This window comes from Allocoprococcus similis, assembly GCF_054660775.1.
In genome coordinates this window covers 15,809-42,620 of sequence record NZ_BAAHSG010000037.1, presented here as the reverse complement: position 1 = coordinate 42,620, position 26,812 = coordinate 15,809, and the positions used below count along the sequence as shown (strand labels likewise).

The window sequence follows — 26,812 nt, the reverse complement described above, 5'->3', positions numbered from 1 at the left end:
AATACAACAGAACGGATTCCCCTTCCGCATTATGCGAAAAAAGAAATCCGTCCCCCATGCATACTTTTATATCTGTATATTATCTGCTTAATAATTCAATTGCATTCTTGATTCTTTCTACAGATTCTGCCTTACCAAGAACTTCCATGATCTCAGTCGCTCCACCCGGAGTATTCTGCTTTCCTGAAACTGCAGTTCTTACCGGCCACATCACATATCCGTTCTTATAACCTTTTTCCTCTGCAAATCCCTTCAGCAGTCCGAATAATGCGTCATTACTGTAATCATCCCATGCTTCCAGTCTCGGAAGAATTTCTTTTAATACTTCCAGAGAAGTTTCTTCGTTGGTCTTCATCTTCTTATGGCAGTACATTGCAGTATCGTATTCCGGAACGGCTTCAAAGAAATCAATCTGTTCTTTGATATCCGGAAGGATTTCAATACGGCTCTTGATCAGAGATGCAATCTTCTTCAGATCATAATCCTTTGTGATCACTTTCTTGATATATGGCTCTGCAAGCTCATAGAATTTGTCGAAATCCATAGTTTTCAGGTATTCGCCATTCATCCATTTCAACTTATTGATATCAAATACAGCCGGTGATTTGCTCATATGATGATAGTCAAATGCTTCAACAAGTTCCGGCAGTGAGAAGATTTCTCTGTTATCCTGCGGACACCATCCAAGAAGTGCCACATAATTTACAATTGCTTCACTTACAAATCCCTGATCCAGAAGATCTTCGTAAGAAGAATGACCACATCTCTTGCTGAGCTTTTTGTGGTTCTCATCTGTAATCAGCGGGCAATGTACATAGACCGGTACTTCCCATCCAAATGCTTCGTAAAGACGGTTGTACTTCGGTGCTGAAGAAAGATATTCATTTCCACGGACAACGTGTGTAATATTCATCAAATGATCATCAATAACGTTCGCAAAATTATAGGTCGGATATCCGTCTGATTTGATCAGGATCATATCATCCAGTTCTGCATTCGGAACGGTAATATCTCCATAAATTTCATCATGGAAAGTTGTGGTTCCCTCTGTCGGCATATTGATACGGATAACGTATGGCTTTCCGGCTGCAAGATTTGCTTCTATCTCTTCTTTACTCAGATGCAGACAATGCTTGTCGTAATTTACAATCTGTGTTCCATCCTCTGATACAGAAGTCTTCAAGGATTCCAGACGTTCTTTATCACAGAAACAATAGTATGCATCTCCCTGTTCAATTAACTGCTTGGCATACTTCATGTAAATTCCTGAAGCCTGTCTTTCACTCTGAACGTATGGTCCGACACCGCCATCTTTATCTGGTCCTTCATCATGAACAAGGCCTGTCTTCTCCAGTGTTCTGTAAATAATATCCAATGCACCTTCTACATATCTTTCCTGATCTGTATCTTCAATACGGAGCATAAAATCTCCGCCTTCATGTTTTGCGATCAGGTATGCATATAATGCAGTACGCAAATTACCGACATGCATTCTACCTGTCGGACTCGGTGCAAATCTTGTTCTGACTTTTTTCATTTTAGTGTTCCTCTCTTTAACTTCTGTTTTATTTTCACTGTGAAAATAAACTCTTCACAGTTCTCTATGACATTCAAATATATGTTCATCTTTATAATACTAACACATTCCCTTTTTTACTTCAAGCATTCCGAAGCCACTATTTTTCCCATTTTTCTGTATTTTGCGGTTCCTCAGCTCCAGGAACGATCTTTCGTACATACTTCATGGAATTCTGCTTCCACTCACTCTTCTGAAAAGCCTGGAAAAAGGTATCCACGACAAAAATTGCAAGAGAGATTACGCCTGCGATCTCTAATGTCTGGATCAGATAAAATTCGGACATCGCCTCGTTCCCGTCGATCAGATAATGAACCGTCTGGTACATCCCGTTTCCGGGAACAGTCGGAAGGACCCCGGCAATCAGGAACAAAGTAACCGGTGTCTTATAAACTCTCGCAAAAATATGCGAAACAACCGCAGCTGCAACTGCTGAATATAAAGATGCCATCACATCTCCCCTGCCAAAATGTATTGCAAGCAGATAAACAAATCCGCCAATTGCTCCTACGATACCAGCCTGAAGAACAAAGCGGCGCGGAACCTGAAGGAGAACCGCAAAACTGTAAATAGATAAAAACGCTCCAAATACCCGGATGATCATTTCCAAAACAGTACTGTTCATTTTTGTACTCTCCTTCCTGTTAAAAAATTTTTGCGCAAAGCGCCAGCCCAATACCAATTCCAATTGCAATCCCAAGTGCTTTTAAGAAAGCTTCCATCACTCTTGCACCACCGGAAAGATAATCCCCCCGCAAGGTATCCCTGACAGCATTAGTGATTGCCATTCCCGGTACAAGAGGCATGAAACTTCCTATCATAACAGTATCCATATTCATCTGATCACCCAGACCTTCTTTCAGAAGGCAGCAGGCAAATGCAACACCAAATCCTGCGAAAATATCCTGAATAAATGGGTGAAATTTCAGATCCTGTCCCGCTGATACAAAAGCCACAAGGAAAAGACCTACAACAATCGCTGCCCCGGTATCCGCAATGGATCCGCCAAAAAAAATTGTAAATCCCACACCAACCCCCATCATTGCCAGGTTGGTTGTCTTGCGGCTGAACTCGAACTGTTTTAACGTCGAAAGCTTCTCATATGCCTGCTCTAGTGTCAGATCATCTCCACAATACTGCCTGGAAATCTCATTAACATCTACGACAAGCTTTAGATTGGTATCCCGTTCTTCTACTCTCTTTGTAACACTAACTGCCTTTTCATTCTCCAGTTTGATCGTCGCGGAAATTCCGGTCATGATCACCAGAACTTCTGCCATCTCGATGTGATCCGCCGTCTTCAGTATATGATGCATGGTATCTTCCACACGATACGTTTCCGCTCCGCTTCGCAGCATCATTTCACCGGCAAGCATCGCCGTTTTCAGTAATAATTGCGTATCCATGACTTGCTCCCTCTCACTTTCTCGGATTTATAACTGTCATGATACTATTTCCTATTCTAAAAATCAACCAAAAATTTTTTCGTACACAAAACAGTACAATCATTACTGTTCACAGTATCTGTGACAAACAACGTACAATCTTTCTGCATAAACAGTTTTTCGCAAGGAAAAAGGCTTCCCGGTCTTACGACCGGAAAGCCCATCTTCCTGAATTAGAGTGAGAGTGTTTATAAAAAGGCAGATTTTATTAGTTAATATATCCGCTCTTTTTCAGTTCTTCCTCAGCTTTTGCGAGGTTTGCGTCTGATACACGGATGATTGGTCCTGTGCATCCCATTCCGCTTTCTGCGTAAATGCCGAGTTTCCACAGTACTTTGACTGCGTCTTCCAGATCCATAACTTCAATTCCAGGGATCTGTGCTGTAACGATTTCCTTCGGTGGCTCTTTTACTTCTTCTTCAGCCGCTGCCGGTTTCTGAGAAGCTTTGTGCTCATCGAGGATTTCTTTTAATCCAGCTTTCTTAACAGCTGCAAATTCTTCTTTTGCTACTTCAAATACTTTTCCTCTTACCAGCTGTGCTGCGTAGCGGATAGCATTTGCGATAACCGGTGCTCCGGATGCTCTGGATACGATCATAACGAGCTGTTCATATCCTTCTCCGATTCCTGGTCCATATCCAAATCCTGTAGCTTCAAAGCTTCCGCCTGTTGTGAAAGAAGAAAGCATTTTTACCATGATATTTCCGGTCAGGGAATCAGTTACCATGATATCCGGTGATGCCTGGAGAACGTCATTTCCTCTCATAACGCATCCGCCGTCTGCTCTTCCTGATTCTGCAAATTCGATCGGATATCCGTTCTCCTGCAGTTTCTTCAGAGCTTTTTCTGTCTGACGTGCACCGTCTACATTCAGGATACCAACTGTCGGATTCTTTTTGCCGCAAGCTTTTGCAGCGATGATTCCGTAGATCGCATTTTTGATCATTCCTTCAATACGGTCTGTGCTGGATGTTCCTGTTGTATTAGCGATGAACATTTCTTTTGCAGTTGCCGGTGTTACACAACGTCCTACTGTAGATACACCGATCGGGAATGGGAAGTGCATGGTTACTGCTGCATCTACTTCCCCATTCTTCAGCATTTCTTCCATCTTGTCATGACCTTCTTCATCGTTAGCCACTTTGACAGTTGTTACGCCTTCTGCTTCTAATGTTCCGATATAATATACATCAATTCCGTCTTTTGCCGCTTCAATTGCCGCTGCCATAGAGTTTTCTTCTCCATGTTCGCTTCCCATTCCGGTCAGTGCAACTTTCGGGCGCTTTCCGAAGCTTCCTGTCTCCAGTCCCTGCGCCATCTCCATAAAGGTGTCGGCAATCATTCTTTCAATTCCATTTGCCATTTTGTTTGTCCACCTTTCTTATTCTTCTGTTGCCATTAATGATGCTGCAAAATCTTTCATTGCTTTTGCGATCAGTCCTTTTACTTCTTCTTCTGATACACCGCTGTTATCTTCTGCTCCGGTGTTTGCCTGGATTACGAAAGATACACCGTCGAAGAGGTTGGTCATACGTCCAAGGAACAGACTTCCTTTTCCGATGATCATGGCTTTATTGATCTTTCCTGCAAGGATATCTTCTCTTGCAAATCCGATGTACGGTACACCTGAAGGAATATGTCCCTGAGTCGGTGCCCATCCTGTCAGTCCGTGTTCTCCTGCGAAGCTTGCAAGTTCTTTTCTGTCAAGTTCGCCTCTCTTAACTGCAAGAGCTGCGATCATCTTGTAGTTAGCAAGCGGTACATCTCCGGCTCCTGCCGGTTTTGTGATATCCGGATTCTGCATTTCCGGAGAGAATTTATCGATATCTGTGATCTTAAGTCCTGCTCTTTCCAGTGGATCAGCTACAAGGCTTCCGATTACGTTCTGCGGAGCACTTCCTGTTCCTACTGTATGGCGTCCAAGGATATCCAGGTTGATTTCCGGGTTTACGCCATCGTTTTCTGCGATGATTACACAGAATCCGCCAAGGCAGTCTTCCAGGATCGGAAGACCTTTCTTTACATGGTCTTTACCGTTCATACCAAGTTTTGCTGTACAACCACCAGCTGTTACAGCTACACATTTGTATGCGCCTGATTTTACGAGAGCTGCTGCTTCGATCAGTGCGTGAGATGGTCCGGCACAGAATCCACGTGAGTCAGAACCTGTTGCGTTCAGAAGTCCTGCAACTTCAGCTGCTGCTTTTGCGAAGTTACCACCACCACGCTGGTTCATATCACCACAAGCTTCTTCTGCACAGTCGATGACATACTCAACGTCTGTCTTTTCGATTCCTGCATTTCTTACACCATAGAGGAGGGCGAGCACGCTGGATGCCTTACTCATAATGTTTTCATGCATAACATGAGCTGAAAGGTTTGCATCAATGTCATGCGCTCTCTTTACACAGCCTACCAGTTTGTTTTCATGATACAGACCTTCAGCATGCTCTTCATTAACAAAGTGTTCGATTTCTGAGATTTCGAATCCTTCGATTACTTTTTCTACGATATCGTCTGTGATGATCGGATCTGCTGCAAATTTTTCTTTTGTAGCTGCTACAAATCCTTTCTCAAGCATAACAACTTCGAACATGTCGCAAGCCTGAGCTAAAAGAAGGAATTCGTCTTCCGGCATGATCTCACCGTATTTTCCGTAACGCTCTGCGCCTTCTTTTACTTTATCGTAGTAAGGAAATTCAACCTGGGTAAGGTCGTCCGGTGTTGCATTTCCAATATATACCTGATTCGGCCAATAATTTACACATGTTTCATATGACCGAAGATGATCTCTAAGTTCTTTTAAATATTCTGATTCCGGATTAACAACTCTTTCTGTTGTCTGTGTTGTTCCGTTGTAAACTACCATTTCCGGGGTATGTACGAGTACATATCCTGCTCCTTTAATTACACTGTTCATCGCTGGTTTCCACCTTTCCTGACATTCTTTTCTGCGAATGTCACCATCATTCATTTCTCCGTGATATGCGCGTATAATCTACCTGTCCTGAATTCAAAAGAATTTTGGCAGAATGCGCTAAACAAGCTTTCATCAGAAATGTATCACTGGCACATTTCTGATCTGCTAGGCAATTCACTAATGCAATACCAGCATGTTCCCAATATGCCTGGCAATAAAACAGGCGGCAGGAAGAATCCTGCCGCCTGTACCTCTATCTCAGATATTCCGCTTTGAAGGTATACCCCTCTTTATCTTAGAGGTATTTGCAATATTCGTCGCGGATTGCTGACATTTCGTCTACGATATCATCAACATCAAGCACCATTTCCATCATGCCTACCTGTTCATCGTAAACAGCCGGGTCAAATTCTTCTTTTAACTCTGGTTCACATACATGATAAGTCGTGAGTCCAAGCTGGACCCCTGTCAACGGACCTGCGAATGTCGGGTCTCCTGCTGTAACGGTTTCTGCAGCAAGTCCTGCTGCTTCTCCCTCAGCTGCGCCTACGATTACGACTACGTTTTCCGGGCCGTACTCCTCAGCAAATTCTTTTACCCTTTTCTGATTCTCCAGATCCATTGCGCCTGCGCTAGTTCAGACGAAACATTCTGTTGAAGAAAAAACTACATCTCCGCCAGCTGTCTTAACGCATTCTGCGATTGCTGGTCCCGGTACACCGTCACGGTCACCGATGATAACAACTTTTTTATCTTTTAAAATTGCCATGATGTCTTTTCCTCCTTCCTTTCTTTTAAAATTTTGTTTTGTTAATAGTTTTACACGCTTTACGCGATTATATATTGTGAGCACACAGACAGCTCTTGCCGCCTGTGCGCGGCTCACCAAATTTAAATAATGATTAAATATATTTCTTAATCATTGCTTCGATGCTTTCCTGTGTAGCATCGTCTTTTACTACTTCTTCTACTTTTTCGCCATCTTTGTAAATAGCCATAACCGGAAGACCAAGGATCTTCTGTCCGATAGCAAGACGACGAGCTTTTGTTGTATTCAGAGATGTAAATTTGATCTTATCTCCGTATTTGTCTGCCATTTCATGTACGAACGGCATCAGAGCCTGGCATGGAACGCATCCATCACCAAAGAAATCTACGAATACATAACCTTCTGCTTTTAAGACTTCGTCTTCAAATGTTTTCTTATCTACTTCTAACATGTCAAATGTCCTCCTCACTCTATTAAATAGTGTGTTCTTATAATTCGTTAATGTACTTTTCTGCCTGTGTAGCTGCAATAGCTCCATCAGCAGCGGCTGTAACAACCTGTCTTAAGCTCTTAACGCGGATATCGCCTGCTGCGAATACACCTGGGATATTGGTATGCATATCTGCATCTGTCGGGATATATCCTCTCTCATCCATCTCAAGACCTGTTCCTTCATAGATCTTAGAGTTTGGAAGTGTTCCGATAAATCCGAATACACCGAACATTCCGTCATCTTCATCAGCTACGATCTTAGTGAGTTCACCTGTTTTAACATTCTTAACAGTCATCTCAGAAAGGATTCCGTCACCGCCGACTTCTTCTACAACTGTATCCCACATAAAGTGAAGTTTTTCGTTCTTGAATGCTTTCTCCTGAATGGATTTTGCTGCACGAAGTTCATCACGTCTGTGAATAATTGTAACTTTTCTTGCGAATTTTGTAAGGTACATAGCTTCTTCTACTGCAGAGTCTCCTCCACCTACTACGTATACTTCAAAATCTTCGAAGAAGTTTGCATCACAGGTAGCGCAGTAAGAAACGCCCTTACCCATGAATTCTTTTTCGCCTTTGCATCCGATCGGTCTTGCAAAAGCTCCGGTTGCGATGATAACCGTTTTTGCCTGATATTCGGCTTTCGCACTCTTCAGTACTTTGATATCGCCTTCCAGATGTGCTTCATTAATTACGTCTGATGCTCTCTCAACGCCGAATTTTTCACACTGCTGTGTCATTCTTGCGATAAGAGAAGGACCGCTTTCCCCTTCTACGATCTGTCCAGGATAATTTTCGATTTCATCTGTGATTGCGATCTGTCCACCATCTTTTCCTTTTTCAATTACCAGTGTTGAAAGACGGCTTCTTCCTGCGTACAGACCTGCAGATAAACCTGCAGGTCCGCCACCCAGGACGATCACGTCATAAACTTTGCTCATAACGTTCTCTCCTTTTTTAATAAAATTACATGACCTTCTAACTTATGTTTAGTTGTCAAAAATTGTCTGTCCGTCTACTTCTGTTGTCAGAGCTTTCAGAGCTTTTTCAACAAGTCCCTTACGAAGAGCGTACTCTTCATCTTTTTCAAGGGCCGGATTTCCAAGTGGATGCGGAATAGCGATCGTAGGAACGATTCTGTTCGCACCAACTGTCATGGAAATCGGAGTTACTGTACACATATGAACTACCGGGAGTCCAGCTGCTTCAATTGCTTTTACCATTGTTGCACCGCAACGTGTACAGGTACCTCAAGTAGAGGTCATGATAACTGCGTCAACACCGTCTGCGATAAGTTTCTGAGCATATTCCTCAGCGAAAGCTTTTGCAGAAGCTACGGCTGTACCGTTACCAACTGTTGTATAGAATTTGTTGTGAAGTTTTCCGATAACGCCTTCTTTTTCGAATTCACGCATAACATCTACCGGAAGTACACGGTCTGCATCTTCGTTAGCATATACCGGGTCATATCCACCATGAGCTGTTTCGTATGTTTCTTCTGTAAGATCCATAACACCTGTGATGTCATATTCTCCGTAGTGAGAAGCATTTGAACTTTCAATGTGGTCCGGATTTCCTTTCGGAACGATTCCGCCTGAAGTACAAAGTGCGATTGTAGCCTTGCTAAGATCTTTGATAGCCGGCTGTGGATCAACACGGTCGAATGATGGCATTGGATACTCTGTCTCGAATGGCTTGTCTGCCAGTTTCTTAAGGAGCATCTTAACAGCTCTCTTAGATCCACGTTCTTTTTCGAAGAAGTTTACACGAACTCCGTTCGGCATGTAACCTTCCTCACAAGAAGCACCGATTTTTTCGCCTTTAGCGATCTTAAGAGCAAGAGGAGCAAGTTTCTTAACTGCATCTCTCATACCAGCTGCGCTGTTCTTAGTAGATACTGTATAAACTTTGTTCTTGAACATATCAGCACCTGGGTTTTCTACATACATACCAGTTACTGCAGGGATTCCGAGTTCTTCCTGTACTGCATCACAGATAGTTCCGCAAGCAACACCATAACGTCCGGCATTGAAAGCAGGTCCTGCGATGAAGATATCAGGATTCTGGCTCTTAACCATTTCAAGAATATCAGCTTTTGCTTTGTCAAGGTTTTCATTGAAGTAAGAGTCACCACAAACGATTGTAGCTACAATCTCTGCTTCTTCTCCAAACTGCTGTGTCAGAGCCTGTCCAGGTCCAACGATTTCGCCTACGCGAAGTTCAGCAGGATAATCAGCTTTTTCTTCTCCACCGATCTGAGCGAAGAACTGATTGATATAATGTACAACTTTAATTTTACTCATTATCTTTACGTCCTCCATTCCTAGCGTGCACTCAGATATCCAAATCCGGTTTCATTTGTAGCACCGGTAATGGCCTGAATTTCAACTTCGATTGTTCCATCTTCACGATGAGAATGTTCATTACCACCAGCAATGATTGTAACGAATTCTTCTGTTCCGATTACTTTATCCATCTTAGGAAGTACGATTACCTGGTTAGCATTTCCACCAGTTACAACTGCATCTGCAGCTGGATCAGCATCTGCGAGTGACTGAGATTTTCCGTCACGTCCGGCATATTCGTCTGTAATGATTACAGTCTTAACACCTTCAGCTTCGATCTTCTTGCAGTTCATGATAAGGTCAGTATCCGGGTTACCGAATCCTTCCTGAGATACGATAACTGCATCAAGGTCTAACAGACGGCACATCTTAGCTGTCCAGTCAGATGAACGCATCTTATCAGCAAGGTATACGTTTTCGTTTGTAAGAATCTGGCAAACGAAGTTGATTGTTTTTCCGTGTTCTTCGAACAGGTCATGTACAACCGGGTTGTTTTCATGAACGTATGTCGGGTTCTTATCACAAGCGGATACGCAGTTACCAGATACGATAGCTCCGTCCATAACTTCTGTTGGGTTCATGATTGTAGAAAGTGTTCTCTTTGCATCAACACCGTATACATATGTGTCATGAAGAAGTCCCTGACTCTGAAGCATCTGTACATAAGCAACTCTCGGAAGATTCGGGAATTTTTCTTTTCCTTCCATGATTCCGTATGTTTCATATGTCTTTGTCTCGTCTGGTGTGAGTTCACGAGCAAGTTCCCCAAGATAAACTGCTACTCTGAATCCAGCAAGACGAACAGCTTTTTCATATTCATGCTGTTTGATTCCGTCAACTGGTTCACAAACAACTACTAAGTTGTTCAGTTTAGAGAATGGTGTGTATTCTGCACCCGGGCCAGACATATCGATGATACCTTCCTGGAATCCAACGATCTTACCAGCTGTTACAACAGCCATTCCTTTTAATGCATATGTCTTACCACTTCCTACAGTGTCAACTTTTGCGATAACGCCTGGGAAGACTCCCCCTCTTCCTTCAACTTTAACACGTGGTTCAATAACATCTTTAACCGGAGTGATACGAACGCTTTCACCTGGTTTTGCGATATCAAATTTAACACCTTTGATTTTTTCGTCCTCAAGAACGATTGCCTTTACAGCTTCTTCGTCAACATAAAGAACACCATTTTCGATCTTTGATTCAGATGCGAACTGAATGTCGTTAATAAAAATGTGACCTACTTCTAATTTCACTGTAAATTCCCTCCTTTTTTGAATGTGTTTGTTATATGCTCAAAAGTACACCAAACCGCATGTACTTCTACAGCCTTTTTTCTATCGCCAGCTTTCTGCTGACGGCAGTGCGCTTGAGATCAGTGTATAATCTACAAGCTGGAAGTCTGCATAAACCTGAGGTTTATAAAGATCAGACTTAAACTGAAATTTGCCACACGCCTGAATGGCACTTGCGATGATCTGCATTGCCTGCGCATCCAGACCTTCCGGCGATTCCGAGAGCATAACCGACTTATATGGAGTCTCATTCGGTTTTACGCTTCCGGACAGTGGATGTGTCAGAAGTTTGTATCCCTGGAAGATCATCTTCTGAACTTTTTTAAGTGTGTCCTCATAAGAAAGTTCTTCATATTCCACATGATAATCTTCCCCGAGTTTTTCTTTTACCAGTGGATTATTTGTGATAATCATAAATCCAGTATTCATAGCCGCTTCTTCCTTTCGTCCCCTGTCCGTTTATGCGGTCTTTTTTGACTCCCTGTGTCTGAAATACTCCAGATAATTTTTTAACATATATCTGGTATCAAAAAAGGACGTCAAAACAACCTCTCTGTTTTAAACGCCCTTTCTGTTTCCTTGTAAATTCGGTAATTCCGGATTCAGAGTGTAGTACCTTTCCCGATCCTTTTGCCTGAAAGTTTCACCATTCAACGAGCTTTACTGCTCTACGGTTTGCATCTTCGGCGACCATTTATCAAATATCTTTATAAATGATTCTCTCGCAGGAAATATCAACCTACTATCTAATTGACTGCATCTTTTATTCATTTTGCATCAGCTCTCTTGCTGACATGATTACTATAACACACATTTATACAAAATGCTAGTCTTTTTATAGATTTTTTTGTATATTTCTTATTGTTTTTTTCTATAACTATTTCTCAGCTATTATACAAATTATCTATTTTCCCTTTTTCTGATTTGGCAGGAAATTATTATAGTAATCATCGTGCGTCTTCTTAACAAGACCGCTGAGTGCTACCAGTGCAATCGCATTCGGGATAACCATCATACTGTTGAAGCAGTCTGCCATATTCCATACAAGATCTACTTCCTGAAGTGATCCGAGCGCTACGCAGATACATACAATGATTGAGTAAATTTTAACAGCTTTTGCTCCAAACAGGTAACGGATGTTTGCTTCACCGAAGAAATACCATCCGATGATCGTTGAGAATGCGAAGAATAACATACAGATCGCGATAAAGATCTCACCGAACTTACCATATAATGTAGAGAATGCATACTGGCTCAGCTGTGCGCCTGTAAGACCAGATGTTCTTGAACCGGTTGTGATGATTACAAGAGCTGTCAGGTTCAGGATTACAAATGTATCGATAAATACACCAATCATTGCTACAAAGCCCTGTTCTACCGGATGATTAACTTTTGCTACTGCATGTGCATGCGGTGTAGAACCCATACCAGCTTCATTTGAGAAGAGACCTCTTGCCACACCTTTCTGTACTGCAAGCTTCAAGGTTGCGCCCATTGCACCACCTGCTACTGCTGCTGGTTTAAACGCACCGACAATAATGTCATGGAATGCTGACGGGATTGCTGTAACGTTTGCAAAAATTACGATCAAAGAACCTACTATGTAAAACGCTGCCATGATCGGCACGATCAGTTCAGTAACTTTTGCGATTCGCTTCATACCACCTGTGAATACAAACAGAGAAACAACTGCTACAAAAATACCCATTGCAATCTTCGGAATTCCGAATGCAGTGTTCCATGATGCTGCAATTGAGTTAGACTGAACCGCATTGCCCATGAATCCAAGTGCAAAGATGATCAGGACTGCAAAAATAGCTGCCAGAACTTTTCCGAACGCTCCTTTAAATGCTCCTCGTATGTAATATACCGGACCACCGGTTACGGTTCCGTCATCACTGACTTGCTTGAACTTCTGAGCCATAACCGCTTCTGCGAAGATCGTTGACATTCCGAGAAATGCACTGATCCACATCCAGAAGATTGCTCCCGGACCACCGACTGCAATTGCGGTTGCAGCTCCGGCGATATTTCCGGTACCAACCTGAGCAGCGATCGCTGTTGCAAGTGCCTGGAAAGAAGACATTCCGTCTTTTCCGGCATCCCCTTTCTTGCCAAAAAGTCCGCCAAAGGTTCTGTTCCATCCATCTTTAAAGCCACGGATCTGGATAAATCCAAGCTTAAATGTGAACAGCAAGCCAATACCTACAAGTGCTATGATCAGCACCGATCCTGTTAGGACATCATTTACCTTTAATACTAAATCGTTAATGTTCATACAATAACCCTCCTTTTTAATAGACATCCCTTATAGTTTTTATCTGTTGAATCTATAATAACTTATTTATAGTTTTTATGCAATATTTTCAGTTAACTTATTTATTTTTTGTATATTATCACCATGTTACTGCGATAACATAATAAATTCACTCTAAATAAGTGCGTTTTTTCGCGCTTTTCTATGTTTGTCAAAAATGCTGTTTTTATGTTTTTCGTCAAATTGTCTAATTAATGACGATTTAATATCTATACATTTCCATGGGATTTATAGATTCTTTCACATGAACACGTTAATTCTTTACTATATTGATATTTCAAAGAAGTTATTTTCAGACCATGAAACATAAATAAAAAGCAGGAAACATTCTTCCGTCTTACCCGGAAATCTGCTTCCTGCTCTTCTATTTTTGTTTATTCAGATATTCTATACATTAATCTCTGCTTTTACACCAAGCAGCTCTTTATTTTCATCCAGGATCGGCCGGATCACATTCTTAAGGAATGCTTCGACCTGTTCTTTGGAACGTCCTACATATTTGGATGGATCCATTGTTTTCTGAAGATCCTCCAGGCTCAGATTAAATGCATCATCTGCCGCGATCAGTTCAAGAAGGTTGTTGTCCAGACCTTTTTCTTTAACATTCTTTCCTGCTTCCATCGAAAGTTCACGGATTCTTTCATGCAGTTCCTGACGGTCTCCACCAGCTTTCACTGCATCCATCATAATATTCTCTGTTGCCATGAACGGAAGTTCAGACATCAGACGTTTTTCAATTACTTTCGGATATACAACCAGTCCGTCAACGACATTCAGGCACAGATCCAGAATACCGTCAATCGCGAGGAAACCTTCCGGTACACTCAGGCGCTTGTTTGCAGAGTCATCCAGAGTACGTTCAAACCACTGTGTAGCAGAAGTGATCGCCGGGTTCAGTGCATCAATCATCACGTAGCGGGACAGAGATGCGATTCGTTCGCTTCTCATTGGATTTCTCTTATATGCCATTGCAGAAGATCCGATCTGCGTCTTTTCAAACGGCTCTTCCACTTCTTTCAGATGCTGGAGAAGACGGATGTCATTGGAGAATTTGTGTGCACTTGCTGCAATTCCGGCAAGAACATTCACAACTCTTGTATCCACTTTACGGGAATAGGTCTGTCCGGATACCGGATAGCATGCTTCAAATCCCATCTTCTTAGCAATCATTGGATCGATCTTATCAATGGTCTCCTGATCTCCCTCAAACAGTTCCAGGAAACTTGCCTGTGTACCGGTTGTTCCCTTTGATCCGAGAAGCTTTAAGCTTCCAAGTACATAGTCAAGATCTGCAAGGTCCATGGAAAATTCCTGCATCCAGAGGGTTGCTCTCTTTCCAACAGTTGTCGGCTGTGCCGGCTGGAAATGAGTAAATGCAAGTGTCGGAAGATCTTTATACTGATCTGCAAACTTTGAAAGTTCATCCAGAACATTAACCAGCTTTTTCTTAACAAGTTTCAGGGCCTCTGCCATGATAATGATATCGGTATTATCACCTACATAACAGGAAGTCGCTCCCAGATGGATGATCCCTTTTGCTTTCGGGCACTGCTGTCCATATGCATAGACATGAGACATCACATCATGACGCACTACTTTTTCACGTGCTTTTGCGACATCGTAATTGATATCCTCTGCATGCTCTTTCAGTTCTGCGATCTGTTCATCTGTAATATTGAGCCCCAGCTCTTTTTCCGTCTCTGCAAGTGCGATCCAGAGTTTTCTCCATGTCTTAAATTTCATGTCCGGAGAAAAAATATACTGCATCTCCTTGCTGGCATACCGCTCTGAAAGCGGACTTACATACTTGTCGTATCCCATAGTCTTATCCTCCCTATTCTTCTGACTCAAACGCGTGGGAAATATCTTTTCCCGGAACGCGCATCGGGTAATTTCCTGTAAAACATGCATCGCAGTATCCAAGATCTCCAACCATGTCTTTCAGCTTATCTATTTCCATATATCCAAGAGAATCTGCTCCGATCATTTCACGGATCTGCTCCGTTGTATGTGAATGAGCAATGAGCTGATCATTCGACGGTACATCCGTACCAAAATAGCAAGGATGTAAAAACGGTGGCGAACTGATTCTTACATGAACTTCTTTTGCTCCTGCTTTCTTGAGCATCTTGATGATATTTGCACAGGTCGTTCCACGGACGATGGAATCATCTACCATAACAATACGCTTGCCCCGTACAACCTCTTCAATGACATTCAGTTTGATCTTCACACTGGACTCTCTCTGGCTCTGCTTCGGCTTGATAAAGGTTCTTCCTACATAACTGTTCTTATGAAACGCCATGCCATAAGGAATTCCGGAATATTCCGAATATCCTTTTGCCGCAACAAGTCCGGAATCCGGTACACCGACTACCAGATCAGCCTCTACCGGATAAGACTGTGCAAGAGCTTTTCCCGCAACAATCCTTGCATGATATACATTGATGCTGTCGATCACACTGTCCATACGTGCGAAATAAATATACTCAAAAATACAACGCGCCTGCTTTTCAGGTGGAATCTGCATACTCTTGTCCGAAGACACACCATGCTTTGTAAAACTGACAATCTCTCCCGGCTCTACATCACGGACAAAATCTGCTCCAACAGCCGCAAGCGCACAGCTTTCTGATGCCAGAAACCAGGTATTATCACGCTTACCGATACAGAGTGGTTTGAGGCCAAACGGATCTCTCGCTCCGATCATCTTACGCGGGCTTGATACAACCAGTGCATATGCACCCTCAATCTTCTTCATCGCATTCTTGACCGCATCCTCTGCCTTCGAAACCTTCAAACGCTCTCTTGCAATGTGATAGGCAATCACTTCTGAATCAATGGTTGTCTGGAAGATAGCTCCTGTATATTCCAGCTCATGACGAAGCTCAATTGCATTTGTCAGATTACCATTGTGGGCAATTACCAATGTACCTTTCACATAATTCAGAACCAGTGGCTGTGCATTTTCCGCACGCGTTCCTCCTGCTGTCGAATACCGCACATGTCCGACGCCGAGGTTTCCCTTTAATTTGTCAAGCTCTTCCTCATTGAATACTTCGTTGACAAGTCCAAGCCCTTTCCTGAAATGGACTTTCCGCTTGCCATAGGTATCTGTCACTGCAATTCCGCAGCTTTCCTGCCCTCTGTGCTGAAGGGCAAACAAACCATAGTACACCGACGGTGCAACATCGCCGCCATCCATATCATAGGCTCCGAATACACCACATTCTTCACCTAACCCAGTCTCTACTCTTTCAAGTTCGCTCATCGTTTTGTCTTCTCCTATTTGTTGTATCCGCTTATTTTTTACATAGAGAGTATAATACATGATTTTCCGAAAATCAATACACAGCCTTGAACTTTCTCCCGAACACTATGCTCTTCTGTACTCTTTTTTCCATTCTTCAAACAATTCCCTTGACGGTTCGATGTTGATATTTTCTCTCACATTTTCTATCTTTTCTGTAAGTTTATTGTCAATTTCCAAAAGGATTTCATTGCCCATAACCATCTTCTGATATTCATCCTGCGGCATGTATCTGGAACTTGCATACAGATAACCTTCCAGCATTTTATTATCTTCACAGATCTTATACGCCTTCTCATACATTCTCGCCGACTCTTCATACAGAAATGCTCTCCCATATGCTCCGGCAAGGCACGCATACACGCGGCCATAAAAACGCTTATCTACCGAATCATCCTTTTCTCCGTTGATAATCGACATGTAAACCAGGATTGCCGATTCCAGTTCTCCGCTTTCCATCAGCGTATCTGCTTTGTATTTCTGGCGTTCTACTTCTTTCTGGTTCTTGAGTTTTTCCAGAACATTCTGGATGTGTGCCATTTCACCCGGTGTGTAGATTCTGGATTCATGCAGCACAAGAACCACAAATTTCTCCACGGAACCATGATTCCGGATCAATTCCACCAGCTTTACTGCAAGATCCTGCATTTCCAGTTCATCTGCAATCCATCTGCAGAGCTGCTCATTCATGATCGTATAATCGATCAGATACAGATTGTTGCACAGATAATAACACAGTTCTTCAAGTGTACTGATCCTTGTATGGATCCTCGAAATTTCATATGGATGTTTTGCCTTTTTCTTATGACAAAGAATTAAACTGCCCATTGCTGCCTCCTAATTCAATGATCTTCTCCACCCGGAATCCTGATGGCGCAAAAAATTCACCAAATCCCATATCTTCAAAAATAATATGACAGGTCTTTTCATCCGAGAAAAATGTATTAATCTTCAGACGAAGCGCATAATTTTTCCGGTCCGGCATACCTTTCAGGGAAACCGGCTCCACAAGATGCCTGCCGGTCACCAGAGAATCTACATGGATTTCAATATTCTCTGTATCACCAAGAAGCACCTCGAACTGTCTGTCTGATTCGTACCAGTGATTGCCCCAGGATACCAGTGGATACCAGCCTTCTTCTCCATTCACGCGCATCCGCACAGAAATCTGCTCGGTCAGCTTTGTCTCATCCAGGTAGACCGGTGCATCTGACTGTTCCTCTTTTCTGCGCTGCGCCGTATAACACGCCCCTTTACTGTACAGATTATTTCCCATAAACGCACGGCGTCCGTTACAAAGAACGCGCAGAGAATTCGGATACCAGTTATTTTCAAACCCATCCCCTGTCAAAAAGACAGAAGAGATCATCTTCTTGTTGAATACACTCTGGATAAAACGTTTAAAATGCTCATCTGCCGCTTTTGCCTTCTCAACATGCAGCACCGGATAAACTGCTTCCAGTTCTTCCATACGCGCATCCGCCACCTTGTCCACTGTCACAAAGCTTTCCCTGCTTTTCTGCGAACTGTTCTTCAGTTCCCGCAGCATATATGCCCGGATCACATCCTCGTCACAGTAGAAAAGTGCCGCTTCATACTGCCATAATTCTTTCGGCTGGTTAAACATATAATGACAGAAGCTTTCCTTGTAGTCCTGAACATAAATATTTTCCTTTGCCACTCCGAGCTTCTGTCCGATTCCCTTCAGCAGGACGCGGATGTCTTCGTTTTTCTCCGGGACTGTAAACGTGATGCTTTCAATTTCTTCAAATCCATTCAACGTGTACTTTACAAAATCTGCCAGAAGCTGGACACCTTCATATTCCTGTCCGTCTACCTCGATTTTCCTATTGCCAAGCGCACATTCCCAGATTCCTTCCACGCAGATACTGTCCCTTACCGTAGACATTCTTCTTGCCTGTCTTCCGTAAGTCCAGGTCTCTTTGTAATAGTTCATCACCAGAGGGATCTGATTGTTTTCCTTTTCAATCCCTGTATCTACCGTCTCCGGTTCCTGTGTTTGTTCATTATAATAACTGATCTGACACATCTTTGCATTGATGTCATATCCTATGATACTTCCATGTGCCATGAAGTATTTCCTCCTTTAGTAAGCAACAAAAATATCATCAGCAAGCTGTTTTTCTGTTGCAAATTCCTTCATTGCGATTGCCAGCGCTTCATCCTTCAGCGATGTCATATCATTCAGTCTTCCAAATCTTCCGATCGGCCTTACCTCCCGCGGTTTATAATCACGTTTTTCCGTGACTGTCACCTTATCTTTATTCGTCTCTGTAAAATAATAACGAAGAGATTCATCACCGAACAAAATAAAGCTCTTGATATAAGTATCTTCATACGCTGGAAGCAGTATTTCTTCCTGGTAGTTCATATTGTCGCTTTCACCCTTACGTATCTGATAAGAAATCGCCACCTTGCTACCAGGCTTTGCGTGATATTCAATCATCGTCTTATCATAAAGCTGCACCTCTCTCAGCCAGCTCTCCGGATATTTTAAATAGAAAGAAAAATACAGCTGTTTCTCACACATTTCACGCAAAAATTCACGCAGCATCGGTTCCAGTTCCTGATGCACTTCCCTGCTGGAATAATATTTCAGCAGAGCAATCTTGCAGATATCCGGAAGATCCTCCTCTTTGCGGTATTCATTTGCAATGATCACAAAAATACATCCTTTTACCTGGCGTCCATTTACCACATACTCTCTTGAAACATAGGCAAGATATGCTCTCTTCAAGCGGAAATACGTTCTTCCTTCATAATAATCCGCAAAAATCTCTTCCTCACCAAACATCGTTTCCGAGAAAAGCATCTGCGTAATGATCCTCTCTGAAAGCTTGTAAGTCGTAATATCATAATCTCTCGCCACATGCCAGAGCCTCTTCATGTTACGGGTAGAGCCACAATAATACTCAGCAAGATAAGAAAGTGTCTGCTTATCATACTGGTCTTTCAGGAACAGTTCAAAACAAAGTGCCAGAAGGAAATCATCCTCCTCCGCACCTTCTTCGCGCAGGCGCATGCTGCACATTTTAAATACTTCTTTTTCATCTGCCGTCTCAAGTCCGTGCTTTCTAAGCATATCCCAGGTCAGTTCTTTTTTCTCTTTTTTTCGTTCCTCTTCCTCATGCTCTTCCTGATATTTTCTGCAGATTTCCATATACCGGTTCTCATAGAACATCCGCATAGTTTCATATGGAATGGAATCAATATAATGACGGCCGTCTTTTGATTCCCAGACGATCCGCGCGTCCTTACTGTACAGATATACAATCACACCATCTGCACTGTACTGTACTTTCTGACTGATTGTTCCATCCGGTTCGATCACCATGACAAACGCCATGTTCTTTGCCGTTGTCTTAATCTCATAAGCATGACAGATATCATAAACCGCCCGGATCCTTTCCGGTGTCATATCCCGCTCGGTGCAGCAGCGTTTGTAAATGATATGTAAGATATCATTGATTCTGCGGTTCTCAAGCTGTGTCCATGCAAACCGTTCCATCTGCTCTCTGTAAGCACTGTAAAGCTCACTGCTTTCTTCTTCGCAGTTGATCAGATTCGCATAAAGTACTGCTGCTTTTTTATATTCCAGTGTATTTCCATGCCGGAAGTAAAGCAGTACCGATTTCGGAAACTGTCTGTCCAGATATTTATCATCTACAGTCATCATATAATATTCAAAAAGCTGCGCGATCTTCAGATCTTCTTTTACTGCTGATGCATACCACTCAAAGCAGTCAGGCGTTGTGCGATTGCCACGGATCAGGTGAGTACAGATCGCTGTCAGGATCTGTGGATCCTGGAAAATCCGATACACTTTCCGCATCACTTTGTCCAGATTCTTATCATAGGTCCGCTGCTGGGATGCCAGGTTTGCCATGTAAAGTGCAATTTCCTTTGTCAGGACTCCGTGTTTCTGTGCAAAATTAAGAATCTGCACTTCAAATGCTGATAGTTTTTTCAGACAGGTTGGTTTCTCCAGAAAACACCGGTATGCCTGCCAGTACAGGATCACCTGATTCGCACCGTTGCTGCAATGGCGTTCCAGAACCTGTAATTTTTTGCTGTAGTTTTTATATTCCGGATCAATGTCAATCAGCATACACACAAGCTGCCATGACGTCGGTTCTTTCATATATGCCTTATTCAGTTCTTCTATCGCTTTGTTGACCTGGCTGCCTGATTTTCTTAAAAGCGCAGTCAGATACAGATAATACGATGAAATGACGGAATCCTTATTCACCGAGAAACGGCTGTAATTGTAATCATCCAGAATATCACTTGCCTTGTCCGGCTCCTTGCAGAGCAGGTTAAGATGCGCATCAAACAGTGGATAAACATCTCCGTCTTCTGAATATATATCCAGTCCCTTCAGTTTTTCTCTTGTCGCATCCGCCCAGGCTGTCAGATTTTTTCCGTCTGCCTTGTACGCAAGAAATTCCTTTATGATCGATGCGATCGTCTTATCTGCCACACGTCTGTTCTCCGCATGATCCTTGTGATTAGCCAGCATTACCTCATAGGTCAGCGATTCATACGGACTTTCAAAAACAATCTGTCCATAATTATTTCCCGCATGAGCCTTTTCCGGATGAATGATATAACTGAAATCAAACAGATTTCCCACAAAATCATCCGTTGTAAAGTTATCTCTTCCAATCTGGATAAAGTCACCACTCACATGTACCTTTACCGGCATAAACCCCCAGGTATTCTTTGTGAAGTGAATAATCTCGCGGGTTGCTTCTTTTAAATTGCGGAATGTTCTCTGATTCCGTCCCATCGTCAGGAAAATACATTCTTTCTGTTTGATTCCGACCAGAAATTCTTCCATCGCCTGTTCACCGAGAGACCATTTCCTAATATTATCATAAAGTGCCTTTATCCTTGGCTCTTCATACTTTATCACATCATAAAAATCGCGTGATCTGAAAAGACGGTGTGCCTCAATAAAGTTTTCCATCGCCAGCCTTTTAAAATCACGGATATTCTGTACTCTTCCACAGGAAGTCTCGATTGATGGTTTTTCAATGATCGCAGTAAAGTTTACCTCAAATTCTCCACCGTTACATACGATCGTAAACTTTCCCTGTTCAACATGCCCGGGAGCAAGTCCGCTTCCATCATAAGTAAAACGGATTTCCACCGGGTTTCCCTCAAATCCCTGTTCTTCTAAATGTACACGAAAAGAAGAAGAATATACAAGTCCTCTGATATCTCCTTCTTTCCTGTTCTTCATAATGAAACTTCCCTGGCAGGACTCTCCTTCCCCGATCGTCATCTCAAGATTCGTTACCGGCAGTACAATCTCCGGATGAATGGTTCGGAAATCTCCTTTGGAAAATTTTTTTATTTTATTCTTCAAGCTTGCCACCTACTTCTGCATTGCATTTTTTCAAAAAGACATTATAATAAATTATAACATTATTCTGCATATCAGGCAATGCGGAATACCCGATTTTTTTAATTCACAGTTTTTTGTTATACACAAAGGAGAATACTATTTATGAAAGCGAAACCGCAGTTTCATGGAAGCGACACCTCTGCTGTCGCCGCATTTTATCATGTACCGGCGGACGAGATCGTCTGCTTTGGAGCCAATGTCAACCCACTTGGTTTATCCGAAAAGCTCAAAGAAGATCTCTCAGCACATCTGGATCTTCTAAGCAGCTATCCGGACCGTAACTACACTGCTCTGAAGAAAGTAATCGCCGGTTATTGCCAGATTTTACCGGAACACGTGATCGTCGGAAACGGTTCTACTGAACTGATCTCTCTTCTGATCCAGACACGGAAACCTCAGAAAACACTGGTACTGGGTCCGACCTATTCCGAATACGGCCGGGAACTGGATCTGATTGGGAGTTCGGTCCACACTTATTTATTAAAGGAGGCAGATCAGTTCCATCTTGATATCGATGATTTCTGTGCCGAAATCAAAAAAGGCTATGAGTTGGTGATCTTATGCAATCCGAACAATCCAACTTCCTCTGCCCTTAGAGCTTCTGAGGTCCAGACCATTCTGGACTGCTGCCGGGAAACCGGTTCTTTCCTGATGATTGACGAGACTTACGTTGAATTTGCACCGGATATCGATGCAATTTCTTCCATGTCGCTGATCGAAAGTTATGACAATCTGATGATCCTGCGTGGGGTATCCAAATTCTATGCAGCTCCGGGTCTCCGGCTTGGCTACGGCGCAACCAGCAACCGGCAGTTTCTTCAGGATCTTCTGCTGATGCAGAATCCATGGAGTCTCAACAGCCTCGGCGCTTATGCCGGTGAGAAAATGCTTCAGGATCAGGACTATATTCAGAAAACGCGGGAGCTGATCCTCTCCGAAAGAGAGAAAATGTGCGATCAGATTTCCAGGATTGATGGACTGACCGTCTATCCGGCCTATGCAAATTTTGTTCTGGTGAAGATTGAAAAAGAAGGAGTTACTTCTGCGGATGTATTTGAATTTCTGATCAAGCAGGGTCTGATGGTGAGAGACTGCTCCAGCTTTCAAGAACTGGGGGGAGAATACTTCCGGTTCTGCATTATGGCTCCGGAAGATAATAAGAGACTGCTTCAAGGAATACAGGATTTCTTTGCATAATGTTCTCCACAAAAATAGGGATGGTGTCCGTGTTCACACGAACATCATCCCCTTTTTGTACGAACTTCGGAGTTGCCATGCATCCGTATGAAACTGCCAGTGACAGTTTCATAGGTGACGATCAATATCATTTGCGCCGGGCTCCGTCCCTCTTCACACTATTCTTTCAAAATAAGCGCCACAAACACAAGGTCTTCTTCCCCCGCATTTTTGATGCCGTGACCATTTCCATCTGCACAGAAGGTCACATCTCCGACTTCTACCGGATACTCTTTTCCGTTATCATTATAAATGCCGGCTCCTTTTGTCAGATAATAAGTTTCCGTCTCTCCGTGATGCTCATGATATCCAATCTCACATCCCGGCTTTAAGGTAACTTCATTGAACATCTTGCAGTGTGCGCCCAGCTGTTCATCTTTGATCAGTTCTTCCTTCAGGATATAGCCTGCGCCGCCTGCTACATTTTCTGCTTTGATTGGTTGTCTTTCTGCTTTCTTTGTCATGACTCTTTTCCTCCTGTCTGATCAGATTTCTTTATCTGTCATTGTGACAAAATTATTGAATTGCGTCAAGTGCCGCAGAAATATCTGCGATCAGATCCTCTTTATCTTCAAGTCCCAGGCTGATACGGATCAGTTCTGCCGGAACTCCTGCTTCTTTTAACTGCTCATCATTCATCTGGCGATGTGTGGATGTTGCCGGGTTCAGACAACAGGTTCTCGCATCTGCCACATGGGTTTCAATCGCTCCAAGCTTCAGATTCTGCATGAATACGGAAGCAGCTTCTCTTCCACCTTTCAGTCCGAAAGATACTACTCCACAGCCTCCGTCTGGCATGTATTTCTTTGCTCTTTCATAGTATTTGCTGGATGGAAGTCCCGGATAATTGACATAAGCAACCTTTGGGTGCTGCTCCAAAAATTCTGCCACAGCCTGTCCGTTCTCCACGTGTCTTGGCATACGCACATGAAGAGATTCCAGTCCGAGATTCAGGATAAATGCATTCTGTGGTGCCTGGATCGATCCGAGATCACGCATCAGCTGGGAAGTACATTTTGTGATAAATGCGCCTTCTTTTCCGAATTTCTCAGCATAGGTGATTCCATGATAGCTTTCATCCGGTGTGCAAAGTCCGGGATATTTATCTGCATAAGCCATCCAGTCAAATTTACCACTGTCTACGATTGCTCCACCGACTGCTGCTCCATGTCCATCCATATATTTTGTAGTCGAATGTGTCACAATATCTGCTCCCCATTCGATCGGACGACAGTTGACCGGTGTCGGGAAGGTATTATCCACGATCAGCGGTACACCATGTGCATGTGCAACCTTTGCAAAAAGCTCAATATCCAGAACAGTAAGAGCCGGATTGGCAATCGTCTCACCAAACATCAGCTTTGTATTTGGCTGGAATGCCGCATTTAACTCTTCTTCTGTTGCATCCGGCGAAACAAATGTTGCGTTAATTCCCATTTTCTTCATTGTCACACTGATCAGATTGAAGGTTCCACCATAAATCGAGGAGGAAGCCACAATATGATCTCCTGCTTCACAGATATTGAACATAGCAAAGAAATTCGCTGCCTGTCCGGAAGAAGTCAACATTGCAGCTGTTCCGCCTTCCATCGCCGCGATCTTTGCCGCTACGTGGTCGTTAGTTGGATTCTGCAGACGGGTGTAGAAATATCCGGATGCCTCCAGATCAAATAATTTTCCCATATCTTCACTTGTATTGTATTTGAATGTCGTAGACTGAATGATCGGAACCTGTCTCGGCTCTCCATTTCCAGGTGTATAACCTCCCTGTACGCATTTTGTTCCCATATGATAAGTATTCATGAGAAAGTTCCTCCTTTTTCTTTTATACATTTCCTCTAATGTATAGTCATTAAGTATGTTTTCTATTATAGCAGAAAACAGGAGATTTTGTTTAAAAATCTCCCATTTGTTTTATATTTTTCGTAGAATATGCAGTTTTTCTTTTGTTTTCCTCTTACGGTTTACATCTCCCACACGGGCTATACCCCTCTTTGATCAGTTCTTCTCTTGAACCTGTAAATGTTTTTTTATTTCCTTCTTTGATATCTTTTACTCCTGAGCACTCCGGCGTATGGAACTTCTTTGTATTTTCATTCAACACATACGTCTTTTCCTCTGTATTTACACTGGTTTTTCCCGTACCCGCTGACGTATCCGCATCGGAAAGTGCTGCCTTTCCCGTTGCATAATCAATCGTAATTCCCGGCTGTACATTATAGACATACACATTAAATTTCACACCTTCTCCTTGATCCTCCACTGATTCTGCTTCCATTAAAACTCCGGATGCAACCAGGTTCTCCCCTTCAAATACCGGTGTAACACGATACATTACATGATTATCTGTCTCTTTGATGTAATCGGCAACCATATTTTCAAATGGCAGCATCCCATCCACGTTCATATAGCGGGTTCCTGTAATCAGATTCTTTTCGTTCGCATTTTCTGCTGTCAGCTGATAGCCAATCAGATGACAGCGGTTGTAAAGATATTTTCCATCCACATTGTCAAATTTTATTGTCTGCCACCCGGACGGTTTCACCTGTCCAATCTTTCCTCTTTTCCCGGTCGGCATCAGTTCTGTCCCAATGCTGGACTCGGCAACACCGCACCGCCCCAGTTCATCCAGATCACTGTAGCTTTCATAAGACTGATCTGTCAGCTCATCTTCGGTAAAATCCGGTTCATTATCGTCGATCACTACATACGGCGTTCCGCTGTATGCCGGAATATTATCTAATGTAGCGCTCACCGGCTCCTGGCTGCCACCTGCTGCCGATTCATTTTCTCCGCTACCTGACTGCCTTTCAATTACTGTTGCCTGACTGTCGCCATACGATACGCTTTGTGCATCTGTTCCACCTGCACCACAAGCTGTCAGAAACAATGCACACACCAGAAGCAGCGCACCTCTCATTTTTCCAATTTTCTTCTTCATAGCACTCCCTGCCTGTTGTAAATTTCTTTTGTAATCTTCTCATGGGAGTAACCGGAAAATTCTTTTCTCTCTTCCAGTCTCCACTTGCTTAAATCTACCTCAAAAAATACATCTGCCGGATAATCCCGGTTCCATTTATACAGAACAATCTCTGTAATCTTCCCCTCATATCCAGCCAGATTCTCCCCCTCAACAAAACAGAAATCCTCTTCTTCTGCCTTTTCCAGAAAATCCCGGTCAACCTTCCACATTTTTTCATTCTCCGGTCGTCCTGCGTCCTGCATTTTCTTCCCAATTCCAGGCTCCCGGCATACCTCTTCTTTTGCTTTAAAGACTTCTTCAAAAAGCTTATCTGCCCCCGGCGCCATCCAGAGCACATTCCCTCTCGTCATCTCAAGAATATCCCCCGACACCATCCGATCCCGGCTCACTCTCCTGCCATTAAAACACACACCCATCCGGTTATCCACACATACAATAATTCTCACATCACTAAACTCCTTCCCCACAATTTCCACCAATACCTGAAATCCTCTACACAGCTTCACACTCTCCACTATGCGTAGCAGGCAGACAACTTCCAACCATTTTTCCGCCTTAAAAACCGGCATGAAATCCATATAACAATTCGACCGTCAGCTACTGTGGCAAAAGAATGTGGGCAAATTCTATTTTGTGCAATGGAGATGAGACTCAGGAAGCATGGAAGCCTCTGCTGAACATGATTCCCGC

The 26,812-nt window shown here is 43.0% G+C and carries 22 protein-coding genes and 1 riboswitch; of the genes, 1 reads left to right on the top strand and 21 read right to left on the bottom strand.

Features of this window, described 5'->3' with window-relative positions:
- Nucleotides 1-79: 79 nt before the first annotated feature.
- The 17 genes from gltX to ACYQ5K_RS13195 all read right to left on the bottom strand — a co-directional run bounded on the left by gltX (nucleotide 80) and on the right by ACYQ5K_RS13195 (nucleotide 21,873).
- Entirely contained in the window at nucleotides 80-1,537 is a 1,458-nt protein-coding gene (gltX, locus tag ACYQ5K_RS13275; RefSeq protein ID WP_173687564.1) for a glutamate--tRNA ligase, read from the bottom strand.
- A 139-nt stretch (nucleotides 1,538-1,676) separates the two neighbouring features.
- Nucleotides 1,677-2,201 (bottom strand): threonine/serine exporter family protein, encoded by a 525-nt coding sequence (locus ACYQ5K_RS13270; RefSeq protein ID WP_243259120.1) that lies wholly within the window; start codon nucleotides 2,199-2,201, stop codon nucleotides 1,677-1,679.
- A gap of 19 nt (nucleotides 2,202-2,220) precedes the next feature.
- Nucleotides 2,221-2,982 (bottom strand): threonine/serine exporter family protein, encoded by a 762-nt coding sequence (locus tag ACYQ5K_RS13265; protein WP_173687565.1) that lies wholly within the window; start codon nucleotides 2,980-2,982, stop codon nucleotides 2,221-2,223.
- Nucleotides 2,983-3,229: 247 nt separating this feature from the next.
- Nucleotides 3,230-4,384, bottom strand: a complete 1,155-nt coding sequence (gene grdD, locus ACYQ5K_RS13260) for a glycine/sarcosine/betaine reductase complex component C subunit alpha (RefSeq protein ID WP_118217888.1) — start codon at nucleotides 4,382-4,384, stop codon at nucleotides 3,230-3,232.
- 18 nt (nucleotides 4,385-4,402) lie between these two features.
- Complete coding sequence (gene grdC / locus ACYQ5K_RS13255; protein ID WP_173687566.1) at nucleotides 4,403-5,941, bottom strand: glycine/sarcosine/betaine reductase complex component C subunit beta; 1,539 nt, start codon at nucleotides 5,939-5,941, stop codon at nucleotides 4,403-4,405.
- 295 nt (nucleotides 5,942-6,236) lie between these two features.
- Nucleotides 6,237-6,710, bottom strand: coding sequence for a glycine/sarcosine/betaine reductase complex selenoprotein A (grdA, locus tag ACYQ5K_RS13250; protein WP_117558227.1), 474 nt, complete (start codon nucleotides 6,708-6,710; stop codon nucleotides 6,237-6,239).
- Between the two features lie 133 nt (nucleotides 6,711-6,843).
- Nucleotides 6,844-7,161 carry a thioredoxin TrxA gene (gene trxA / locus ACYQ5K_RS13245; RefSeq protein ID WP_008375313.1) on the bottom strand — a complete coding sequence of 106 codons (318 nt, stop codon included), beginning with the start codon at nucleotides 7,159-7,161 and terminating at the stop codon, nucleotides 6,844-6,846.
- A 37-nt stretch (nucleotides 7,162-7,198) separates the two neighbouring features.
- A complete protein-coding gene (trxB, locus tag ACYQ5K_RS13240; RefSeq protein WP_173687567.1) occupies nucleotides 7,199-8,143 on the bottom strand; it encodes a thioredoxin-disulfide reductase in 945 nt (314 codons plus the stop codon).
- Nucleotides 8,144-8,191: 48 nt separating this feature from the next.
- Nucleotides 8,192-9,505, bottom strand: a complete 1,314-nt coding sequence (grdB, locus tag ACYQ5K_RS13235; protein WP_173687568.1) for a glycine reductase complex selenoprotein B — start codon at nucleotides 9,503-9,505, stop codon at nucleotides 8,192-8,194.
- Nucleotides 9,506-9,525: 20 nt separating this feature from the next.
- Nucleotides 9,526-10,806 (bottom strand): glycine/sarcosine/betaine reductase component B subunit, encoded by a 1,281-nt coding sequence (locus tag ACYQ5K_RS13230; protein ID WP_173687569.1) that lies wholly within the window; start codon nucleotides 10,804-10,806, stop codon nucleotides 9,526-9,528.
- 81 nt (nucleotides 10,807-10,887) lie between these two features.
- The gene (locus ACYQ5K_RS13225) at nucleotides 10,888-11,274 is read right to left on the bottom strand and encodes a GrdX family protein (RefSeq protein WP_173687570.1); all 387 of its coding nucleotides are present in this window, start codon (nucleotides 11,272-11,274) and stop codon (nucleotides 10,888-10,890) included.
- Nucleotides 11,275-11,457: 183 nt separating this feature from the next.
- Nucleotides 11,458-11,582: riboswitch (glycine riboswitch) on the bottom strand.
- Between the two features lie 167 nt (nucleotides 11,583-11,749).
- Nucleotides 11,750-13,123 (bottom strand): alanine/glycine:cation symporter family protein, encoded by a 1,374-nt coding sequence (locus ACYQ5K_RS13220; protein WP_173687571.1) that lies wholly within the window; start codon nucleotides 13,121-13,123, stop codon nucleotides 11,750-11,752.
- A 426-nt stretch (nucleotides 13,124-13,549) separates the two neighbouring features.
- Nucleotides 13,550-14,983 carry an adenylosuccinate lyase gene (gene purB, locus ACYQ5K_RS13215; RefSeq protein ID WP_118217892.1) on the bottom strand — a complete coding sequence of 478 codons (1,434 nt, stop codon included), beginning with the start codon at nucleotides 14,981-14,983 and terminating at the stop codon, nucleotides 13,550-13,552.
- Nucleotides 14,984-14,996: 13 nt separating this feature from the next.
- A complete protein-coding gene (gene purF / locus ACYQ5K_RS13210) occupies nucleotides 14,997-16,433 on the bottom strand; it encodes an amidophosphoribosyltransferase (protein WP_173687573.1) in 1,437 nt (478 codons plus the stop codon).
- 105 nt (nucleotides 16,434-16,538) lie between these two features.
- The gene (locus tag ACYQ5K_RS13205) at nucleotides 16,539-17,300 is read right to left on the bottom strand and encodes a hypothetical protein (protein WP_173687574.1); all 762 of its coding nucleotides are present in this window, start codon (nucleotides 17,298-17,300) and stop codon (nucleotides 16,539-16,541) included.
- Nucleotides 17,275-18,564 (bottom strand): DUF5716 family protein, encoded by a 1,290-nt coding sequence (locus tag ACYQ5K_RS13200; protein ID WP_173687575.1) that lies wholly within the window; start codon nucleotides 18,562-18,564, stop codon nucleotides 17,275-17,277. The genes ACYQ5K_RS13205 and ACYQ5K_RS13200 overlap by 26 nt, the downstream gene beginning before the upstream one ends.
- Nucleotides 18,565-18,579: 15 nt before the next feature.
- The gene (locus ACYQ5K_RS13195; protein WP_420314993.1) at nucleotides 18,580-21,873 is read right to left on the bottom strand and encodes a DUF5717 family protein; all 3,294 of its coding nucleotides are present in this window, start codon (nucleotides 21,871-21,873) and stop codon (nucleotides 18,580-18,582) included.
- A gap of 132 nt (nucleotides 21,874-22,005) precedes the next feature.
- Between ACYQ5K_RS13195 and ACYQ5K_RS13190 the strand changes: the two genes are divergently transcribed.
- Entirely contained in the window at nucleotides 22,006-23,100 is a 1,095-nt protein-coding gene (locus tag ACYQ5K_RS13190) for a pyridoxal phosphate-dependent aminotransferase (protein WP_173687577.1), read from the top strand.
- Between the two features lie 158 nt (nucleotides 23,101-23,258).
- On the opposite strand, the gene ACYQ5K_RS13185 is transcribed toward ACYQ5K_RS13190, so the two are convergent.
- The 4 genes from ACYQ5K_RS13185 to ACYQ5K_RS13170 all read right to left on the bottom strand — a co-directional run bounded on the left by ACYQ5K_RS13185 (nucleotide 23,259) and on the right by ACYQ5K_RS13170 (nucleotide 26,568).
- Nucleotides 23,259-23,603 carry a cupin domain-containing protein gene (locus ACYQ5K_RS13185; RefSeq protein ID WP_173687578.1) on the bottom strand — a complete coding sequence of 115 codons (345 nt, stop codon included), beginning with the start codon at nucleotides 23,601-23,603 and terminating at the stop codon, nucleotides 23,259-23,261.
- A gap of 52 nt (nucleotides 23,604-23,655) precedes the next feature.
- Entirely contained in the window at nucleotides 23,656-24,942 is a 1,287-nt protein-coding gene (locus ACYQ5K_RS13180; protein ID WP_173687579.1) for an O-acetylhomoserine aminocarboxypropyltransferase/cysteine synthase family protein, read from the bottom strand.
- A 154-nt stretch (nucleotides 24,943-25,096) separates the two neighbouring features.
- Nucleotides 25,097-26,080: a DNA/RNA non-specific endonuclease gene (locus ACYQ5K_RS13175; protein ID WP_173687580.1), complete on the bottom strand. Its 984-nt coding sequence runs from the start codon at nucleotides 26,078-26,080 to the stop codon at nucleotides 25,097-25,099.
- Nucleotides 26,077-26,568, bottom strand: a complete 492-nt coding sequence (locus tag ACYQ5K_RS13170; protein WP_173687581.1) for a ribonuclease Z — start codon at nucleotides 26,566-26,568, stop codon at nucleotides 26,077-26,079. Before ACYQ5K_RS13170 ends, ACYQ5K_RS13175 begins: the two co-directional genes overlap by 4 nt.
- Nucleotides 26,569-26,812: the final 244 nt, after the last annotated feature.

Excerpts from the sequence above, each read along its gene's own strand:
- trxB (WP_173687567.1), bottom strand. The coding sequence starts at position 8,143 with ATGAGCAAAGTTTATGACGTGATCGTCCTGGGTGGCGGACCTGCAGGT.
- ACYQ5K_RS13205 (WP_173687574.1), bottom strand. The coding sequence starts at position 17,300 with ATGGGCAGTTTAATTCTTTGTCATAAGAAAAAGGCAAAACATCCATAT.
- ACYQ5K_RS13180 (WP_173687579.1), bottom strand. The coding sequence starts at position 24,942 with ATGAATACTTATCATATGGGAACAAAATGCGTACAGGGAGGTTATACA.
- ACYQ5K_RS13175 (WP_173687580.1), bottom strand. The coding sequence starts at position 26,080 with ATGAAGAAGAAAATTGGAAAAATGAGAGGTGCGCTGCTTCTGGTGTGT.
- ACYQ5K_RS13190 (WP_173687577.1), top strand. The coding sequence starts at position 22,006 with ATGAAAGCGAAACCGCAGTTTCATGGAAGCGACACCTCTGCTGTCGCC.
- ACYQ5K_RS13225 (WP_173687570.1), bottom strand. The coding sequence starts at position 11,274 with ATGAATACTGGATTTATGATTATCACAAATAATCCACTGGTAAAAGAA.
- ACYQ5K_RS13185 (WP_173687578.1), bottom strand. The coding sequence starts at position 23,603 with ATGACAAAGAAAGCAGAAAGACAACCAATCAAAGCAGAAAATGTAGCA.
- ACYQ5K_RS13200 (WP_173687575.1), bottom strand. The coding sequence starts at position 18,564 with ATGGCACATGGAAGTATCATAGGATATGACATCAATGCAAAGATGTGT.
- gltX (WP_173687564.1), bottom strand. The coding sequence starts at position 1,537 with ATGAAAAAAGTCAGAACAAGATTTGCACCGAGTCCGACAGGTAGAATG.
- grdC (WP_173687566.1), bottom strand. The coding sequence starts at position 5,941 with ATGAACAGTGTAATTAAAGGAGCAGGATATGTACTCGTACATACCCCG.
- ACYQ5K_RS13270 (WP_243259120.1), bottom strand. The coding sequence starts at position 2,201 with ATGAACAGTACTGTTTTGGAAATGATCATCCGGGTATTTGGAGCGTTT.
- grdD (WP_118217888.1), bottom strand. The coding sequence starts at position 4,384 with ATGGCAAATGGAATTGAAAGAATGATTGCCGACACCTTTATGGAGATG.
- trxA (WP_008375313.1), bottom strand. The coding sequence starts at position 7,161 with ATGTTAGAAGTAGATAAGAAAACATTTGAAGACGAAGTCTTAAAAGCA.
- purF (WP_173687573.1), bottom strand. The coding sequence starts at position 16,433 with ATGAGCGAACTTGAAAGAGTAGAGACTGGGTTAGGTGAAGAATGTGGT.
- ACYQ5K_RS13220 (WP_173687571.1), bottom strand. The coding sequence starts at position 13,123 with ATGAACATTAACGATTTAGTATTAAAGGTAAATGATGTCCTAACAGGA.
- purB (WP_118217892.1), bottom strand. The coding sequence starts at position 14,983 with ATGGGATACGACAAGTATGTAAGTCCGCTTTCAGAGCGGTATGCCAGC.
- ACYQ5K_RS13265 (WP_173687565.1), bottom strand. The coding sequence starts at position 2,982 with ATGGATACGCAATTATTACTGAAAACGGCGATGCTTGCCGGTGAAATG.